Source organism: Anderseniella sp. Alg231-50, assembly GCF_900149695.1.
Classification (GTDB): Bacteria; Pseudomonadota; Alphaproteobacteria; order Rhizobiales; family Aestuariivirgaceae; genus Anderseniella.
On the sequence record NZ_LT703003.1, the window covers coordinates 1,176,507 to 1,193,667 of the forward strand.

Below are 17,161 nucleotides of genomic sequence, written 5' to 3' on the forward strand. Positions count from 1 at the left end.
CGGCATGCGGAGACAATATCCATCCTCAACCGAGGGGCAGGGGTTCGCTTGCAAAGTGTGATTACAACTGTGGTGCCGGTGTTTGTACTGATCGTGCTGGGATTTGGCGCCGGGCGGTTCGGTTTCTTTGTTGAAGGTTCCGCGCGCGGGTTGTCGACGTTTGTATTTACATTCGCGATTCCTGCCATGCTGTTCAAGGCCATGGTCACGCTGGGCATACCGGCGAGCCCGCCATGGGGCTTGTGGGGGGCGTTCTTCACCGCCGTGGCTATCGTGTGGTTGTTGGCAATCTTCGCATCGCGGTTCGTGACGGGGCTGGAAGGTGCCGGGGGCGCATCAGCGGCGCTTGGCGCAGGTTTCGGCAATACGGTGATGCTGGGCCTGCCGCTGGGTGTTGCTTATTTCGGCGCGGATGCGCTGTTGCCCATGGCGTTGATCATATCCATTCACCTGCCGGTGCAATGGTTTGCCGCCACCTTGCTGGCGCAATGGGGTTCACAGGCTGAAAAACAGGGGCTTCCGATTTTGCTGCGCACCTTGCTGAAAGACCTGTTCACCAATCCGATCGTGCTGGCGCTGCTGGCGGGAAGCGTGTGGAACCTTGCCGGTTTCGGCCTCAACCCGATGGCGGAAAAAGTCGTGTCCATGCTGGCCCAGGCCGCTGTGCCGGCGGCGCTGTTTGCGCTCGGACTGTCGCTGGCGCGCTTTGGCCTGACGGGCAGCGGGCTCGCGGCAGGTGTCCTGATGCTGCTCAAGCTCGCCGTCATGCCGGCAGTGGCAGCGATATTGGCGTTCGGTGTGTTTGACCTGACCGTGGTGCAAGCGGGTATCGTGGTACTGTTCGCAGCCCTGCCGACAGGTGCCAACGCCTACATCTTTGCAGAACGCCACGGCGCCGCAGAAGCAGCCCTGTCAGCCAGCGTGGCGGCAGGTACTGCCCTGTCGATTGTCACCTTGAGTGTCGTGCTGGCGCTGGTGCCGCACATTTGAGTGCGTCCGACGCGCTCTAAAATCCAAACTGCTCGCGGATCATTTCTGGGGTGACGCCGTCTTCCCGCAGGGCTGCGAGGGACCGGTCGCGCGCGCTCTTGGACAGCTTGCGCCCGGTATCATCGGGGATCAGCCTGTGGTGAATATAGGCTGGTGCCGGAAGCTCCAGTATGGACTGCAGGACCCGGTGAATGGCGGTGGCGTGAAACAGGTCGATGCCGCGGGTAATGTGGGTGATCTGCTGGATGGCATCATCGTGAACGACGGCGATGTGGTAGCTCGTTGCGATGTCCTTGCGGGCCAGCACAACGTCTCCCCAGGCTTGCGGGGTGCAGGTGACGATGCCGGTTTCGCCGTCCGGGCCGCAGCCGGATTCGTAAAAACTGAGGTCAGGCCCGGCAGCGACAATGGCCTTTGCCATATCGAGGCGCAGTGCATAGGGCTCACCGGCCGTCATGCGCCGGTTGCGCTCCATTTTCGTCATCAACCGGCAGTAGCCGGGGTATACAGTGGTGCCGTCGGGATCTTTCGGGCCCGGCGCCTTTGATAGTTTTGCCCTGGTGCAGAAACACGGATACAGCAGCCCCAGCCTTTCCAGCCGATCGATGATCACGGTGTAGTCGTGCATGTGCCGGGACTGGTGGCGCACCGGTTGCGGCCAGTCCAGGCCGAGCCATTCCAGGTCGGCCAGGGCCTGCTCGGCAAATTCGGGCTTGCATCGTGCCCGGTCGATGTCTTCGATGCGCACCAGGAATTGAGCGCCGTGATCCTTGGCCTGCTGCGCTGTAAACAGGGCTGAATAGGCATGGCCCAGATGCAACCTGCCATTGGGACTGGGGGCAAAGCGAAAAAACGATCCTGCCATCATTCAACTTTCATAACTCGATTTTCACGCCAACCGTCTGGCCAGACATCAGCAAGGATCTATACTGGCCTTCATGAGACAACCCGCCTTTACCATCAATACGATAGATGACCTTGCCGCCGGAGCGGAAGCCCTGTTCGAGCTTGATCCCCGGTTTCGAGTGCTGCACGAGCAGAACGGATTGCCGAGGCTGCGCAGGCGTGAAGGCGGACTGGCCGGTCTTGCCCACATCGTGGTCGGGCAGCTGATCTCCACAAAGGCCGCCAATTCGATCTGGGCAAGGGTTGAAACCGCACTGTCGCCCTTCGACGTGGCGCGCATCAGCGAAATGCAGGTATCCGACCTGGCCAGCCATGGCCTGACCCGCGCCAAGGCGACGGCCATCATCAATGCGGCAAGAGCTGAAAATGAAGGCGCTTTCAGCTTCGAACTGCTTGCGGGGCTCGACGACGACGGCGCTGCGGCGGAACTCAAGAAGCTGCGTGGTGTCGGCCAATGGACTGCCGACATCTACCTGGTGACCTGCCTTGGCCGTTGTGATGCCTGGCCGGCCGGCGATCTTGCGGTGCGGGTCGGGGTGCAGCTTTTTGAACAACTTGGTGATGTACCATCCATCGCCGACATGCCGGTTCATGCGGAACGCTGGCGGCCCTGGCGCGCGGTTGCGGCGTGTTATCTATGGGGTCTTTATGCGAGCAACCGCCAGCGCGAGGTGGGGATCTGATACCCTGGCATGTCACGGCTGACGGGCGGGTAAGTCGCAAATTTGCACCCTTCACACGCCCGTCGCACAAGATATAGTAGATACGAATCGTTGCTCGCATCTGTTGTAACCAACCTGGAAGGACAGGACGTGCTGCACCCGAATGTTGCGCCGGACAGTTGCCCGGCTCTTGTGCTGAATGCAGACTACCGGCCGCTGAGTTATTATCCGCTGTCGCTGTGGGGCTGGCAGGATGTGGTCAAGGCGGTGTTTCTGGAACGCGTCCACATCGTTTCAGAATACGATACGGTTGTGCGCTCGCCCAGTTTTGAAGTGCGGCTTCCGTCGGTGGTGTCTCTCAAGACCTATGTGAAGCCGGCGCGCTACCCGGCGTTCACCCGCTTCAACGTGTTCCTGCGCGACAAGTTCATGTGCCAGTATTGCGGCGAGGGCGAAGACCTGACGTTTGATCACCTGATCCCGCGGTCAAAGGGCGGGCAGACAACCTGGGACAATGTCGTGGCTGCCTGCAGCCCGTGCAATCTGCGCAAGGCCAACAAGATGGCCCGGGACTGCGGCATGCATCCCGCGATGCATCCGATCAAGCCGACGGTGCATCAGCTGCATGCCAATGGCCGGCATTTCCCGCCCAACTACCTGCACGAAAGCTGGCAGGATTATCTCTACTGGGATACCGAACTTGATCCGTAGGTCCGCTTGACGCCGAGCGCTGCGACGCCGGCGATCAGAGCGGAAATGACCATGTTCCAGCCGGCGAACGACAAGCCAAGCATGCGCCACTGCACGTCGGAACAGTTAATGACGGTCGCCTTGCTGAGATCCGGCAGGCCACCGGACAGACCGGCACCGGATGAACATGCGGCAGGGCCTTCAAACCAGCCCCATTCGACACCGGAATGATAAAACCCCATGCCGGCATTGATCGCCATGGCAATGGTAACGGCAATCAGACCCCAGCGCACGACGTCGAGGTCCGCCTGCTGCGTTGTCATGCGAATCCAGATCAGGCCCAGGACCGGTAGCGAGAAGTAGTAGGCCCAGCGCTGCTGCAGACACAGGGCGCAAGGCTTGTAACCGCCAATGATTTCGAACGCCCACGCGGCGGTAATGGTTGCCAGCGCGATCAGGAATGCGTTAAGCGCGAGTTCCCGAACAGAATTGGTCTTGATCACTGGGGCCTCCTCGATTGCTTCACAGCAGGAACTTGACGGCAACGAAACCGCCCACAAGGGCAGTGCCGGCAGCCAGCGTCAGCCAGCCGAGATACTTCTCGATGAACTCGCGCATCGGCTCTCCCAGCCAGTACAGCAGGCCGCAAACCAGATAAAACCGAAGGCCGCGCGAAACCACGGACGCTGCAATAAATACCGGCAATGCCATTTCAGTAACACCGCTCATCAAGGTGATGACCTTGTAGGGAAACGGTGTCAGGCCCGCAAAGAACACGATCGGCAAACCCCACTCGTTGAACTTCTGCTGGAAGTCAAAAAACTTGTCGTCAAGGTTATAGACGCTCAGGATCCACTGTCCGAGTGTGTCAAACAGCGCATAGCCGATGTAATACCCCATCAGCCCGCCAAGTACCGAGGCGATGGTGCAGATGGTGGCATAGCGCCATGCATTTGCAGGCTTTGCCAGTGTCATCGGGATCAGCATTGCATCCGGGGGTACCGGGAATACTGAACTTTCAACGAAAGACACAACCGACAGGTACCATTGCGCATGGCGGTGGCCGGCAAGTCTCATCAACCAGTCATAGAGTCGTCTTAACATGGGCGAAGGCAATACGCCGGGAGCTGCGATTTGTCCATCGAACTTGTGAATTGACTGCCGTGGGGATGACTCATTTCGGTTGTGGCGATGTTTGATATTGACGGGTGACTGCTGTTGCCTATTATCCGGCTCGATTTGAGGCCCCTGTGGCGGAACTGGTAGACGCGATAGACTCAAAATCTGTTGTCCGTGAGGGCGTGCCGGTTCGAGTCCGGCTGGGGGCACCAAAGTTTTCGATGAAATGATTGACTGTCGCGGTTGCGTGCTGATTTTTCCTGGCGCGCTGCCTGAGCTGTGTAACAATTGGATGAGCAGTGAATTGTCCCATTGATCCACCTGCCGTCGAGGTGTTAGGCATAACTGACCCCGGGGGCGCGGTGAGTTTACAGGAACATGTTTTGGCAACTTCATTCACGACCATGATCCGGGTTTTGCTGGCATCCGGATTGATCCTCCTGGCCAGCCTGACGGCGGTTAACGCAAATCCGGTTGTGGTCTATGACGGCAAGACCGGCAAGGTCATGGTTGCCAAGGATGCCGGCAAACCGTGGTTCCCCGCTTCCCTGACAAAGCTGATGACGGCCTATATCGTTTTTCAGGCCATCGAACAGGGCAAGATCACAGCCAAGACCAAGGGTACCGTCACCAAGACGTCTTCGGCGCCTCCGCCCAGCAAGATCGGGTTCAGGCCGGGCAAGAAGGTGTCGGTTGATCTGGCGCTGAAGGCGCTGCTGATCTACTCGGCCAATGACATGGCGTCCCTTCTGGCTGAAATCGTTTCCGGCACGCAGGCAGACTTCGCCCGGCTGATGAACGCCACGGCCCGCGACCTCGGCATGACCGGTTCGCACTTCGTCAATCCGCACGGCCTGTACCACAAGGAGCAGTACACGACCGCCCGCGACATGGCGATCCTGTCCTATGCGCTGCTGAACAAATACCCGCAGGCGCGCAAATACTATTCCGCGCCGCACCTGAAGCTCGGCAAGAAAAGGCTCCGCAACCGCAACTACCTGCTGCGCATATGGGACAAGGCCGACGGCATGAAGACCGGCTTCATCTGCCCGTCCGGTTTCAACCTGGTCGCCACTGCCAAGGTAAACGGCCGGCTGGTGGTCGGCGTGGTGTTCGGCACCCGCAGCGGCCGGGCGCGGGCGCACAAGGCCAAGGTTGTCATGGAGACCGCGGCAGGCTATCCGGCGACAACTTCGATAACGGCACTGCAGAATGAGGGCGGTACGCCGCCGAACCTGCGCAAGAGGGTTTGCGGCGGCACCGGCCTGCGCATGGTAAGTGCCGACAAGTTTTCCGGCTGGGGCGCGACCTTCGGCAAATTCAAGAGCGCGGCTGAAGCCGAAGCCGTCATCAACGGCATCCAGGCGGTCAAGGTAAACGCCTTCAGCAAAGCCGGAAGCGGCGTGGTGCGGATACCGTTCACCAAGGATTTCGTGCCGGTCACGTATAATATCTCGAAAAGCACCAGCCAGTCATTGTGCCAGCAGGTCAAGGGAGCCGGCGGCAAGTGCGAAGTGGTAACACCATCGGTGTTTGCATCCTTTGCCAGCCTGTCCGGACGTGAAAAGGCCAAGGGCGGCAAATCTGCACGCAAGACCGCAAAGAAGAAGCGCCGCAAGCGCCGCAAGCCGGCCTCCGACAAATAATGCCTGCCGAACGTACGGCCGAAAGTGCGGCGGCATTGCTACCGGCATCTCGAACGCGATAGTGTCTGCCGATGTAACGCAGACATCGCCTCAAACGAGTTCACAAAAATGGCAACACTTCCATCCATTCCGGTTTCGGTTCTCACAGGTTTTCTGGGCGCCGGGAAAACCACCCTGCTGAACCGGCTGCTCAAGGATCCGGCCCTGTCGAACGCAGCCGTCATCATCAACGAGTTCGGTGAGATCGGGCTTGATCACCTGCTGGTGGAGACCGCCGACAGCAATGTGTTCGAGATGGCGTCAGGCTGTCTGTGCTGCACCATTCGCGGCGATCTTGTCGATACGCTGCTTGACCTGATGGCGCGGCGTGATGGCGGCACTATCAAGGCGTTTGACCGAGTTATCATAGAGACCACCGGGCTTGCGGACCCGGCACCGGTCCTGCAAACGCTGATGTCGCACCCGGAGCTTCTGCAGCGCTACCGGCTGGAAGGGGTGGTGACCCTGGTCGATGCGGTGAACGGGCCTTCGACACTGGATCAGCACGACGAGGCGGTCCGGCAGGTCGCGGTTGCCGACAAGCTGGTCCTGTCGAAGGCGGACCTGTTGTCGGGGGCAGACGGCGAAGACGCCCTGCATGAGATCATTGCGCGGCTGCGTAAACTGGCGCCGGCGGCCCGTATCCTGACGACACACAATGGCGAGGCAACCGCGCAGCGGCTTTTTGAGGCGTCAGCGGCAGACGGTGAGGCCAGGCCCGACCAGATACGGCGATGGCTGGGTGCTGAAGCATTCGAAGCGCCTGAGCGGGCAGGCCGGCGCCGGTCGCGGCGCGGCGCGGCGGAAACAGGTGATGACCACTCCCATGGTGGCGGTCATGATCATTCGCACGACCATGCCCACTCACACGATGTGAACCGGCATGATGAGCACATAAGCTCCTTTTCCATCGCTACCGACAAGGCCATCGGGACGATGCAGTTCGAGCTGTTTCTGGAACTGCTGCAGAGCTATCACGGGCCGAACCTTTTACGCATGAAGGGTATCGTCAAGCTTGCAGACGATGAGGACCGTCCGGTGGTTGTGCACGGTGTGCAGCATGTGCTGCATCCGCCGGAGCGGCTGGAACGGTGGCCTGACGAAGATCACCGGACCCGGCTGGTGTTCATCACCCGAGATATCCGCCGTGATGAACTGGATGGACTTCTGAAGGCGTTCACGGATCCGATCACCGGCGGCGCGGAAGCGTTTTCCGATGATACATTGTCTTTGCGCAGAGGTGGCTGATGATTGACGTATACGGGTTGAACAACTGCGACACATGCCGCAAGGCGCGCAAGTGGCTGGCGGCTGAGGCAATCGAGCACGAATTTCATGACATTCGCAAAGCAGACCTTGATGAAAAGGTGATTGCCGGCTGGGCCGGCAAGGCGGGTTGGGAAACGCTGCTCAACCGGCGCGGTACGACGTGGCGCGGTTTGCCGGAAGCGGACAAGGAGAGTGTCGACGAGACCAGCGCGGTAAGGTTGATGACGGCGCATCCGGCGCTGATCAAGCGGCCGGTTTTTGTTGTTGGCAGTGATGTGCTGGTCGGGTTTACGGCTGACGTGCAAACAGCGCTGGCGCGCTAAAGAACAGTTATTTCAGATGGCGCACATGAACGCCGAGTAATGCAGAAAGCTCACTTGGCATGAGTTTTCCTGATGATAAAAACAAGGACCCCGGCTTCTTCATAGTGGCTCACCAGCTCGTTGCCGCTCTCGGCGCAATAGTGCGGGAAATCAATGGCTGCAGCCGGATCTGTCGCAAGAATTTTCAATGATTCTCCATAGTTGAGAGACATCAACCGCTTCCTGGCCTTCAATACCGGAAGCGGGCATTGCAACCCCTTTACATCAATTTCATAGTCGAAATCCTGCATTAAACTGGACACCTTCAGGTATAACATTTATTTCTGACTGGCAGATTTGACCAGTGTAGTTGCGCTCTCCGGTCAATGCCAAGGTTTGATGTGCCGGTGAATGCGGCGCTCAAATTCGGCATGATGGCGGTGTAAAGGGCCTCGAAGCGCTGGTCCAGCAACAATTCGCAAAAGGTATGGCGAACATGAACAAGCACGCAGGCAGTGACGGTTTCAAACCGATCCGCCCCGGGCGGGGCGGCAAGGGCAAGGGCAGGGCGTTTCCGAAGGGTCGCCAACTCGATCCGGTTGCCAATCAGGAGGTTGCAGACCTGCTCGAGGCGCATCAGCCGCTGCAGCGCGACATGCTGATCGAGTACCTGCATCTGGTACAGGACAAATGGGGGCATCTTTCCGCCGGCCACCTGGCCGCACTGGCGAGCGTCATGCGGCTGCCGATGGCGGAAGTCTACGAGGTCGCGACTTTCTATCATCATTTCGATGTGGTGAAAGAAGGAGAGACCGCACCGGCGGAGATTACCATCCGGGTGTGCGATTCACTGTCGTGCGAAATGGCCGGTGCCCAGGACATCATCAAGGCGCTGGGCGACAACGCGCCGGACAATGTGCGGGTAGTGCACGGACCGTGCATGGGATTGTGCGACGTGGCGCCGGCAGCCGCCGTGGGCCACAATTATGTCGGCAATGTCAGCGTTGAAAGGCTGACCATCATGGCCAGGAACAAGGAAACCAGCCCTGAGATGCCGGCTTACCAGTCATTGGACGATTACAAGGCTGAAGGCGGCTACGAGCAGTTGACCGCATTGCGAAGCGGCTCGAAGACACCGGAGCAGGTTATCGACACACTGCTTGAAGCCGGTCTCAAGGGACTCGGTGGTGCAGGCTTCCCGTCCGGCCAGAAGTGGAAATTCGTCCGTGCCGGTGCCGGCCCGCGCTATCTGTGCATCAACGGTGATGAAGGCGAGCCGGGTACGTTCAAGGATCGTTATTACCTGCACACCCGTCCGCACCAGTTTCTTGAAGGCATGCTGATCGCAGCCTGGGGCGTAGATGCATCTGCGGCCTATATCTACATGCGCGACGAATACCCGGCAGTGGTGCAGTTGCTGAAAGACGAGATCGGCAAGCTGGAGGCTGACGGTATCGTGCCGGAAGGCTATGTGCATGTGCGCCGCGGTGCGGGTGCCTATATCTGCGGTGAAGAAAGCGCGATGATCGAATCCATCGAAGGCAAGCGCGGCCTGCCGCGACACCGGCCGCCTTACGTGGCGCAGGTCGGTGTGTTCGGGTGTCCGACGCTGGTGCACAATATCGAGACGGTGTACTGGATGCCGCCGATCTTGGAAAAGGGGCCGGACTGGTTCGCTTCACAGGGCAAGGACGGCCACAAGGGACCACGGTCATACTCCGTGTCCGGGCGCCTGAAGAACCCCGGCGTGGTGCTGGCTCCGGCAGGCGCATCGGTCAACGAACTGATCGACATGTGCGGCGGCATGGCCGACGGCCACACGTTCAAGGGATACCTGCCCGGCGGTGCGTCCGGCGGTATCCTGCCGGCCTCGAAAGGCGATGTGCCGCTGGACTTCGGCGGAGAGCTTGCCGAGCTTGGCTGTTTCGTGGGCTCGCACGCAATCGTGGTGATGTCCGACAAGGACTCCATGCGCGATGCGGCGGTCAACCTGCTGAAGTTTTTCGAAGATGAATCCTGCGGCCAGTGCACGCCGTGCCGGGTCGGATGCGAGAAAGCCGTCAAGCTGATGCAGAAAGGCCCGTGGGACGAAGCCCTGCTGGGAGAACTGACGACCGCCATGGCCGATGCATCCATTTGCGGCCTCGGCCAGGCTGCGCCAAACCCGATTCGTACTGTCATGACGCACTTCAAGGAGGACGTTTCCTGATGTCCGGTAGCACAATCAAGTTCACCCTCGACGGACGCGAAGTCGAGGCCCAGGACGGCGAAACCATCTGGCAAGTCGCCAAGCGTGAAGGCACCACCATTCCGCACCTGTGCTGGAAGGACGCGCCGGGGTACCGCGCGGACGGCAACTGCCGCGCCTGCATGGTCGAAGTCGAAGGCGAACGCGTCCTGGCGGCGTCGTGTGTGCGGACACCTTCTGAAGGCATGGTTGTCAACTCGCAGAACGAGCGCTCGGCCAATGCCCGCAAAATGGTGATCGAGCTGCTGATGGCAGACCAGCCTGAACGCGCTGATGCCCATGATGACCAGTCGTCATTCCTGAAATGGGCCGACGCGATGGAGGTGGATGTATCGCGCTTCCCGCGTGACACATCACCGGTACCGGATGTGTCGCACCCGGCCATGGCGGTCAACCTGGATGCCTGCATTCACTGTAACCTGTGTGTCCGGGCGTGCCGTGAAGTACAGGTCAACGACGTGATCGGCATGGCGTTCCGGGGCCCACATGAAAAGGTGGTTTTCGATTTTGACGATCCCATGGGCGCGTCGACCTGTGTGGCGTGCGGCGAATGTGTTCAGGCGTGCCCGACGGGCGCGCTGATGCCTTCTACCATCGTTGATGAAAAAGGGCGCGGCAGCCGCAAGGCGGATCGCCAGGTTGACAGCATCTGCCCGTATTGCGGTGTCGGGTGCCAGATCACCTACAACATCCGCAAGGATGAGAAGACCGGCCAGGATCATATTGCCTTTGTCGAGGGCAAGGGCGGGCCGGCCAATGAAAACCGGCTGTGCGTGAAGGGCCGCTTCGGCTTCGACTACATCACCTCGCCTGAACGCCTGACCAAGCCGCTTATTCGCAAGCCGGGCCTGCCCAAGGGCCTGAACATGGACCCGGCCAATCCCATGACGCACTTCCGCGAAGCGAGCTGGGAAGAAGCGCTTGATGTGGCCGCCAACGGCCTGAAGGACATCCGCGACGCCAATGGTCCAAAAGCGCTGGCGGGCTTCGGCTCGGCCAAATGCTCCAATGAGGAAGCCTACCTGTTCCAGAAGCTGGTGCGGGTCGGTTTCGGGTCGAACAATGTCGATCACTGCACAAGGCTTTGCCACGCCTCTTCCGTAGCGGCGCTGATGGAAACAATCGGGTCCGGTGCGGTGACCGCGCCGTTCACCGCGGTTCGTGATTCCGACGTCATCGTAGTTATCGGGGCCAATCCGACCGAGAACCATCCGGTTGCCGCAACGTTCTTCAAGCAGGCGGCCCAGCGTGGTGCGGAACTGATCATCCTTGATCCGCGCGGCACGGCGATGAAGCGCTATGCCAGCCACATGCTGCAGTTCAAGAACGGCGCCGACGTGTCGCTGCTCAACGCCATGATGAACGTGATCGTGGAAGAAGGCCTGTATGACGAACAGTATATCCAGGCCCATGCCGAAGGCTTCGACAAGCTGAAAGACCATCTGGCGGACTACAGCCCGGAAGCCATGCAGGACATCTGCGGCATTGCGGCAGACGAAATCCGTACCGTGGCGCGCAAGTACGCCAAGGCCAATGCGGCGATCATTTTCTGGGGTATGGGCGTATCGCAGCATACCCACGGCACCGACAATGCCCGGTGCCTGATTTCACTGGCTCTGATGTGCGGCCAGACCGGGCGTGCCGGTACCGGCCTGCACCCGCTGCGCGGCCAGAACAATGTGCAGGGCGCATCCGATGCGGGCCTGATCCCGATGGTGTTCCCGGACTATTCGAAAGTCGTCGAAGAGGAAAACCTGACCAAGTTCGAAAAACTCTGGGATGCGAAACTGGACCCGGAACCCGGCCTGACAGTCGTCGAGATTGTGCATGCCATCCACGACGGCGCGATCAACGGCATGTACATTCTGGGTGAAAACCCGGCCATGTCGGACCCGGATGTGAACCATGCCCGCGCTGCACTTGCCAAGCTGGACCACCTGGTGGTGCAGGACATCTTCCTGACCGAAACGGCGATGTTTGCAGATGTCATCCTGCCGGCATCGGCGTGGCCGGAAAAGAACGGCACAGTGTCGAACACCAACCGCCAGGTTCAGATGGGCCGCAAGGCGCTCGAGGCGCCGGGTGAGGCGCGCGAGGACTGGGCCATTACCTGCGATCTCGCCAACCGGCTCGACCTTGACTGGACCTATGACAGCCCGGCCGATGTGTTTGCCGAGATGAAACTGGCCATGCCGTCGCTGGACAATATCACCTGGAACCGGCTGATCAGTGAAGACGTGGTTGCCTATCCATGTCCTGCGCCCGATCATCCCGGCGAGGACATCGTGTTTTCCGACCGGTTCCCGACGGCGACCGGCCTCGGCAAGATGGTGCCGGCCAAGGTGTTGCCGCCGGATGAAACGCCCGATGCGGACTATCCCTACATTCTGTCAACCGGCCGCCAGCTTGAACACTGGCACACCGGCGCCATGACCCGGCGGTCCTTCGTGCTGGATGCGGTGAACCCGGAGCCGGTGGTCCAGATGAATGTGGCGGACATTACCAAGCTCGGCATTCAGGCAGGCGACAAGGTGCGTGTCACAACGCGCCGTGGTGAAGTGGAGATCATGGTGCGGCAGGACGATCAGGTGCCGGTTGGCGCCATCTTCATCCCGTTTGCCTTTGTTGAAGCTGCCGCGAACCTGCTGACCAATGCTTCACTTGACCCTTATGGCAAAATTCCAGAGTTCAAGTTCTGCGCTGCCAGGGTTGAGCCTGCCGGGAGCCCGCAGAGCGTGGCAGCCGAGTAGCTGGTATGCTCTGCTTAATGGTTTCGCTGACGCGCGAAGGTGCTATACACAGGCCCGCAATCGAAAAGGGCGTATCATGGCAGTACTTGAGAAATCGAAACTGACCGGCAGGGTCACTGCACTGTTGTCCAGTCCTGACCGTGAAACAGGGCTGGAAAAAGCCCATGTAAACCGGATGGACATGGTGTTTGACGGCATTGTCGGCGATTGCCATGCCGGTCGCGGATACGAGTCGGACAGCCGCATGCTGGCGCAATACAAGCGCGGCACGCCGGTGGCAAACACGCGCCAGGTGTCGATTCTGTCGGTCGAGCAGTTGCGCGAAGTGGCCGGCCTGCTCGGAATCCCGGACCTGAAACCGGAATGGGTCGGCGCGAACCTGGTCACCTCGGGCATTCCCGACCTTACCTTCCTGCCGCCATCAACCCGCATGATGTTTGCGTCAGGCGCAACACTGGTGGTCGACGGTGAAAATGCGCCGTGCCGTTATGTTGGTGACGTTATCGAAAAACATCATCCCGACCAGGGCATGGCGTTTCCGAAACTGGCGCGCAACAAGCGCGGACTGGTGGCATGGGTGGAGCGCGAAGGCGGCATTTCGGTGGGTGACGAAATCGTTCTGCACATGCCTCCGCAAAGGATCTACAAACACGCATGAATACGCCGCGCGACATATCGGAATTTGCCATCGTGCCTGATCCGGACGATGAGCGTCTTTCGCGCGCGGTCACCGGTATCGACCAGACCGGTGCGCAAACCGATACCCACGTGGTGCACGAGCGCCCGCTGACCATTTACCTCAATGCCCAGGAAATCGTGACGTCAATGACCATTGGCGATCACCCGGACTGGCTGGCGGTGGGGTACCTGCTCAACCAGGGCATGCTACAGCACGACGACGAGATTACCGGCATCGACTATGATGACGAGCTTGAAGTGATTGTGGTGCGCACCGTGCGCGAAACCAACTTCGAAGAAAAGATGAAGAAGAAGACCCGGACCTCGGGCTGTGCGCAGGGCACGGTGTTCGGGGACATGATGGAAAACTTTGAAACCATTAAGTTGTCTCCGGATGCCCGGATCAAGACGTCATGGCTTTATGCGCTGACGAAAAAGATCAATACCGCGCCGTCACTTTACCTCAAGGCCGGTGCTATTCACGGTTGCGTACTGTGCAAGGGCGACACGCCGCTGGTCTATCTGGAAGACGTAGGCCGGCACAATGCCGTCGACAAGATTGCCGGATGGATGTTCCTGCACAAGGTGTCTCCGGACGACAAGCTGTTCTACACCACCGGCAGGCTGACATCGGAAATGATCCTCAAGTGCGCCGCCATGCGCATTCCGATCCTGGTGTCGCGTTCGGGGTTTACCGCGTGGGGTGTTGACCTTGCCCGCCAGGTGGGCATGACCGTCATCGGCCGGGCCCGCGGCAAGCGCTTCCTGGCGCTGTCGGGTGCGGAGCGTATCGAGTTTGATGCCGATGTCTCGCAGATCGAGGATGAAGATCGCAAGCATCGCCGCAAAGGGGCCAGCGGTGAATAAGGTAGTCGGGTGCATACTCGCCGGCGGCCTTGCCCGGCGCATGGGCGGCGGCGACAAGGGCCTGATCGAACTTGCCGGGCGACCGGTGCTGGATCACGTCATTGACCGGTTCGGCGCCCAGGTCGGCAATGTCATACTCAATGCAAACGGTGACCCTGCCCGGTTTGCCGATTATGGCCTGCCGGTCATGCCCGATACGGTTGAGGGCTTTGCAGGACCGCTTGCAGGCGTGCTGGCCGGATTGTCATGGGCTCAGGAACACGCACCCGATGCCGACTGGGTGGCGACGGCTGCAACAGATACGCCGTTCTTCCCGGCCGATTTTGTTACCCGCCTGCTGGCCGCGATTGAGGATCAGGGCGCCGATATGGCGTGTGCCGCCTCGCACGGGCGCAATCATCCGGTTTTCGGCTTGTGGCCGGTGCGCCTGAAAGATGACCTGCAATCAGCGCTGGTCGACGAAGATATCCGCAAGGTTGATCTGTGGACGGCACGGCACAAGCTGGTCGCGGTCGAATTTACGGCCAGCGGATTTGATCCGTTTTTCAATGTGAACCGGCCCGACGACGTGTCGGAAGCCGAACGCATTGCCAAAGGACTGGCGGCATGACACAGCGGGTCATCGGGGTGGCCGGGTTCAAGAACTCAGGCAAGACGACGCTGGTGGAACGGCTGGTGACCGAGCTCACCGGCCGCGGCTACCGGGTCTCGACAATCAAGCACGCGCACCATTCCTTTGATATCGACCATGAAGGGCGGGACAGCTTTCGCCACCGCGCGGCGGGTGCTGCGCAGGTGGCAGTGGTGTCCCGGCATCGCTGGGCGGTAATTTCCGAATTGCGCGATGATGCGGAACCGCCGCTTGATGAGATGCTGGCCAAGCTGGATCCGTGCGACCTGGTGATTGTCGAAGGCTACAAGCGGGATGGCCACGACAAGATCGAGGTACGCAACCTCGAAAACACCAACCCGAACCTGAGCGATGAGGATGAAACCATCGTAGCCGTTGCCGCCAATGGCGAGGTTACCGGTTGCCCGGTTCCGGTCTATGACCGGGACAATATTTTTGCACTGGCTGATTTTATCTGTGGGCGTACCGGTCTGGTCGAGGTACCTTGAGGCCATGTCCCGCAAATTGCTCGATGACTGTTTTCTGCATGACAAGGACCGGATGCGCCATGACGATGCGGTGGCACTCATCCTGGAACGCATGTCGCGGGTCGCCGGTGTAGAGACGATCCCGCTTTCCCAGGCGCATGGCCGCGTGCTGGCCGAACAATATGCCGCCCCTCGCGACATCCCCGCTTTCAACAATGCGGCCGTGGACGGTTATGCCTTTGCCGGCAAGGCTCTCAAGCCGGACGGCGATACGCAGTTCAAGGTCGTCATCCGTGTTGCGGCAGGCCACACGCCGCAACGGGCGCTGAGGAAGGGCGAGGCAGCCCGTATTTTCACTGGTGCCGTCATGCCGAAAGGTGCCGATACCTGCATGATGCAGGAGGATGCCAGTGTTGACGGGACCAAGCTGGTTGTGCCCAAAGGCCTGAAGCCCGGCGCCAATACGCGCCTTGCCGGTGAAGATGTCAGCCAGGGCGAGGTCATGCTGCCGTGCGGCGAGCGATTGCGGCCACAGGACGTTGCAGCGATTGCATCGGGCGGCGCCGGCAGTGTCAGGGTGTTCAACCGTCTCAAGGTGGGCCTGATTTCAACCGGGGACGAGATTGTCCGGCCCGGCATCCTTCTGGGCGACGGTCAGGTATATGACAGCAACCATCATTTGTTGCGCGGGCTGCTGAGCACGGTCGGGGCCGAACCGGTGGACTATGGCGTGATACCCGATGACCGGGTCAGGGTCGAACGGGTCGTGCGATCGGCGGCCCATGAGTGCGACGTCATCCTCACAACCGGCGGCGCAAGCCGCGGCGAAGCGGATTTCATTGTCGAGACAATCCAGTCAATGGGTGCACTTCACGCCTGGCAGCTTGCGGTGAAACCCGGCAGGCCGCTGGCAATGGGGCAGATCGCAGACACTGTTTTCTTCGGCCTGCCGGGCAATCCGGTGGCGGCCTTCGTGACCTTCCTTCTGTATGCGCAGCCGATGCTGGCGCGTCTGCAGGGAGCCGCATGGCACATGCCGCAGCGCTATCCGCTGCCGGCCGGGTTTTCCATTGCAAAGAAGAAAACCGACCGCCGCGAATTCTGGCGCGGCTGGGTGGACAATACGGACGAGGGTCCAGTGTTGCAGAAGTTCCAGCGTGACGGCTCCGGACTGATATCGGGGTTGCGGCAGGCAACCGGGCTCATCGAGGTGCCTGAAGAAACCTCATCGGTAAACCACGGCGACCTGCTCGGGTTTATACCGTTCAGCGAATTCGGCATCAGTTGATGGCAATCCGGCACGTCGTCTTTGATATCGGCAATGTGCTTTTGAATTTTGATCCCGAACTGGCCTACCTGGATCAGATACCGGATCAGGTGGAACGGCATGCATTCCTGCGCGATGTCTGTTCGCGCGCCTGGATAACCGCGCAGGACCGGGTTCACGCCTGGGCACCGGGCGAAGCAGAGTTGATTGCACGATATCCGGACAGGGAAGCTCTGATCCGGTCGTTTCGTGAGCGCTGGCATGACATGGTGCCGAATGCCATCGCAGACAGTGTCGGGATACTTGAACAGTTGTCCGGCACCGGTCTGGATGTAACCGCCCTGACCAATTTCAATGGCGAAACCTTTGATGAGGCCGTGCAGCGCTTCGATTTCCTCAAGCTGTTCCGGGGTATTACGGTGTCCGGCCGGGTCGGCATGCTGAAGCCGGAAGCGGACATTTTCCGGCATCACGTTACGGCTTTCGGCCTTGTGCCCGAGGCGACCCTGTTCATCGATGATGTGGCCGCAAATGTCGAGGCAGCGCAAAATGCCGGCTGGCATTCGGTGCAATTCAGCAATCCTGACCGTTTGAGACACGATCTGCGCTCGCATGACGTGATTGTCTGAG

The 17,161-nt window shown here is 60.0% G+C and carries 18 protein-coding genes and 1 tRNA gene; 15 read left to right on the top strand and 4 right to left on the bottom strand.

Annotated features, from left to right (window positions below; all coding sequences use genetic code 11):
• The first annotated feature begins 57 nt into the window (after positions 1–57).
• Complete coding sequence (locus DHN55_RS05575) at positions 58–990, top strand: AEC family transporter (protein ID WP_337660243.1); 933 nt, start codon at positions 58–60, stop codon at positions 988–990.
• Positions 991–1,006: 16 nt separating this feature from the next.
• Here the strand turns inward: DHN55_RS05575 and gluQRS are convergent, their stop codons facing one another.
• Positions 1,007–1,855 carry a tRNA glutamyl-Q(34) synthetase GluQRS gene (gene gluQRS, locus DHN55_RS05580; protein WP_108881727.1) on the bottom strand — a complete coding sequence of 283 codons (849 nt, stop codon included), beginning with the start codon at positions 1,853–1,855 and terminating at the stop codon, positions 1,007–1,009.
• Positions 1,856–1,928: 73 nt separating this feature from the next.
• Between gluQRS and DHN55_RS05585 the strand changes: the two genes are divergently transcribed.
• The gene (locus DHN55_RS05585) at positions 1,929–2,579 is read left to right on the top strand and encodes a DNA-3-methyladenine glycosylase (protein WP_108880356.1); all 651 of its coding nucleotides are present in this window, start codon (positions 1,929–1,931) and stop codon (positions 2,577–2,579) included.
• A 132-nt stretch (positions 2,580–2,711) separates the two neighbouring features.
• On the top strand, positions 2,712–3,269 hold the full coding sequence (locus DHN55_RS05590; RefSeq protein WP_108881728.1) for an HNH endonuclease: 558 nt from the start codon (positions 2,712–2,714) through the stop codon (positions 3,267–3,269).
• Here DHN55_RS05590 and DHN55_RS05595 read toward each other — a convergent pair.
• Positions 3,242–3,751, bottom strand: a complete 510-nt coding sequence (locus tag DHN55_RS05595; RefSeq protein WP_337659957.1) for a disulfide bond formation protein B — start codon at positions 3,749–3,751, stop codon at positions 3,242–3,244. The two genes, DHN55_RS05590 and DHN55_RS05595, sit on opposite strands and share 28 nt — an antisense overlap.
• A 19-nt stretch (positions 3,752–3,770) precedes the next feature.
• On the bottom strand, positions 3,771–4,325 hold the full coding sequence (locus DHN55_RS05600; protein ID WP_337659958.1) for a YqaA family protein: 555 nt from the start codon (positions 4,323–4,325) through the stop codon (positions 3,771–3,773).
• Positions 4,326–4,492: 167 nt separating this feature from the next.
• Here DHN55_RS05600 and DHN55_RS05605 point away from each other — a divergent pair.
• The 4 genes from DHN55_RS05605 to DHN55_RS05620 all read left to right on the top strand — a co-directional run bounded on the left by DHN55_RS05605 (position 4,493) and on the right by DHN55_RS05620 (position 7,644).
• Positions 4,493–4,579, top strand: a tRNA-Leu gene (locus DHN55_RS05605).
• Positions 4,580–4,750: 171 nt separating this feature from the next.
• Complete coding sequence (locus DHN55_RS05610) at positions 4,751–6,013, top strand: D-alanyl-D-alanine carboxypeptidase family protein (RefSeq protein WP_337659959.1); 1,263 nt, start codon at positions 4,751–4,753, stop codon at positions 6,011–6,013.
• A 108-nt stretch (positions 6,014–6,121) separates the two neighbouring features.
• Positions 6,122–7,300 carry a GTP-binding protein gene (locus tag DHN55_RS05615; protein ID WP_108880360.1) on the top strand — a complete coding sequence of 393 codons (1,179 nt, stop codon included), beginning with the start codon at positions 6,122–6,124 and terminating at the stop codon, positions 7,298–7,300.
• Positions 7,300–7,644, top strand: a complete 345-nt coding sequence (locus DHN55_RS05620) for a Spx/MgsR family RNA polymerase-binding regulatory protein (protein WP_108880361.1) — start codon at positions 7,300–7,302, stop codon at positions 7,642–7,644. The genes DHN55_RS05615 and DHN55_RS05620 overlap by 1 nt, the downstream gene beginning before the upstream one ends.
• Positions 7,645–7,694: 50 nt before the next feature.
• Here the strand turns inward: DHN55_RS05620 and DHN55_RS05625 are convergent, their stop codons facing one another.
• Positions 7,695–7,934: a sulfurtransferase TusA family protein gene (locus tag DHN55_RS05625; RefSeq protein WP_108880362.1), complete on the bottom strand. Its 240-nt coding sequence runs from the start codon at positions 7,932–7,934 to the stop codon at positions 7,695–7,697.
• Between the two features lie 185 nt (positions 7,935–8,119).
• Between DHN55_RS05625 and DHN55_RS05630 the strand changes: the two genes are divergently transcribed.
• From DHN55_RS05630 to DHN55_RS05665, 8 genes are all read left to right on the top strand, one after another.
• Positions 8,120–9,832, top strand: a complete 1,713-nt coding sequence (locus tag DHN55_RS05630) for an NAD(P)H-dependent oxidoreductase subunit E (RefSeq protein WP_108881729.1) — start codon at positions 8,120–8,122, stop codon at positions 9,830–9,832.
• Positions 9,832–12,621: a formate dehydrogenase subunit alpha gene (fdhF, locus tag DHN55_RS05635; RefSeq protein ID WP_108880363.1), complete on the top strand. Its 2,790-nt coding sequence runs from the start codon at positions 9,832–9,834 to the stop codon at positions 12,619–12,621. The genes DHN55_RS05630 and fdhF overlap by 1 nt, the downstream gene beginning before the upstream one ends.
• A 76-nt stretch (positions 12,622–12,697) precedes the next feature.
• Positions 12,698–13,279: an MOSC domain-containing protein gene (locus tag DHN55_RS05640; RefSeq protein WP_337659960.1), complete on the top strand. Its 582-nt coding sequence runs from the start codon at positions 12,698–12,700 to the stop codon at positions 13,277–13,279.
• Positions 13,276–14,166: a formate dehydrogenase accessory sulfurtransferase FdhD gene (locus tag DHN55_RS05645; protein WP_108880365.1), complete on the top strand. Its 891-nt coding sequence runs from the start codon at positions 13,276–13,278 to the stop codon at positions 14,164–14,166. The genes DHN55_RS05640 and DHN55_RS05645 overlap by 4 nt, the downstream gene beginning before the upstream one ends.
• Positions 14,123–14,776: a molybdenum cofactor guanylyltransferase MobA gene (gene mobA / locus DHN55_RS05650; RefSeq protein ID WP_108880366.1), complete on the top strand. Its 654-nt coding sequence runs from the start codon at positions 14,123–14,125 to the stop codon at positions 14,774–14,776. The genes DHN55_RS05645 and mobA overlap by 44 nt, the downstream gene beginning before the upstream one ends.
• A complete protein-coding gene (mobB, locus tag DHN55_RS05655; RefSeq protein WP_108880367.1) occupies positions 14,773–15,285 on the top strand; it encodes a molybdopterin-guanine dinucleotide biosynthesis protein B in 513 nt (170 codons plus the stop codon). Before mobA ends, mobB begins: the two co-directional genes overlap by 4 nt.
• A 4-nt stretch (positions 15,286–15,289) precedes the next feature.
• Positions 15,290–16,552, top strand: a complete 1,263-nt coding sequence (locus tag DHN55_RS05660) for a molybdenum cofactor synthesis domain-containing protein (protein ID WP_108880368.1) — start codon at positions 15,290–15,292, stop codon at positions 16,550–16,552.
• A complete protein-coding gene (locus DHN55_RS05665) occupies positions 16,552–17,160 on the top strand; it encodes an HAD-IA family hydrolase (RefSeq protein WP_108880369.1) in 609 nt (202 codons plus the stop codon). Before DHN55_RS05660 ends, DHN55_RS05665 begins: the two co-directional genes overlap by 1 nt.
• Position 17,161: the final 1 nt, after the last annotated feature.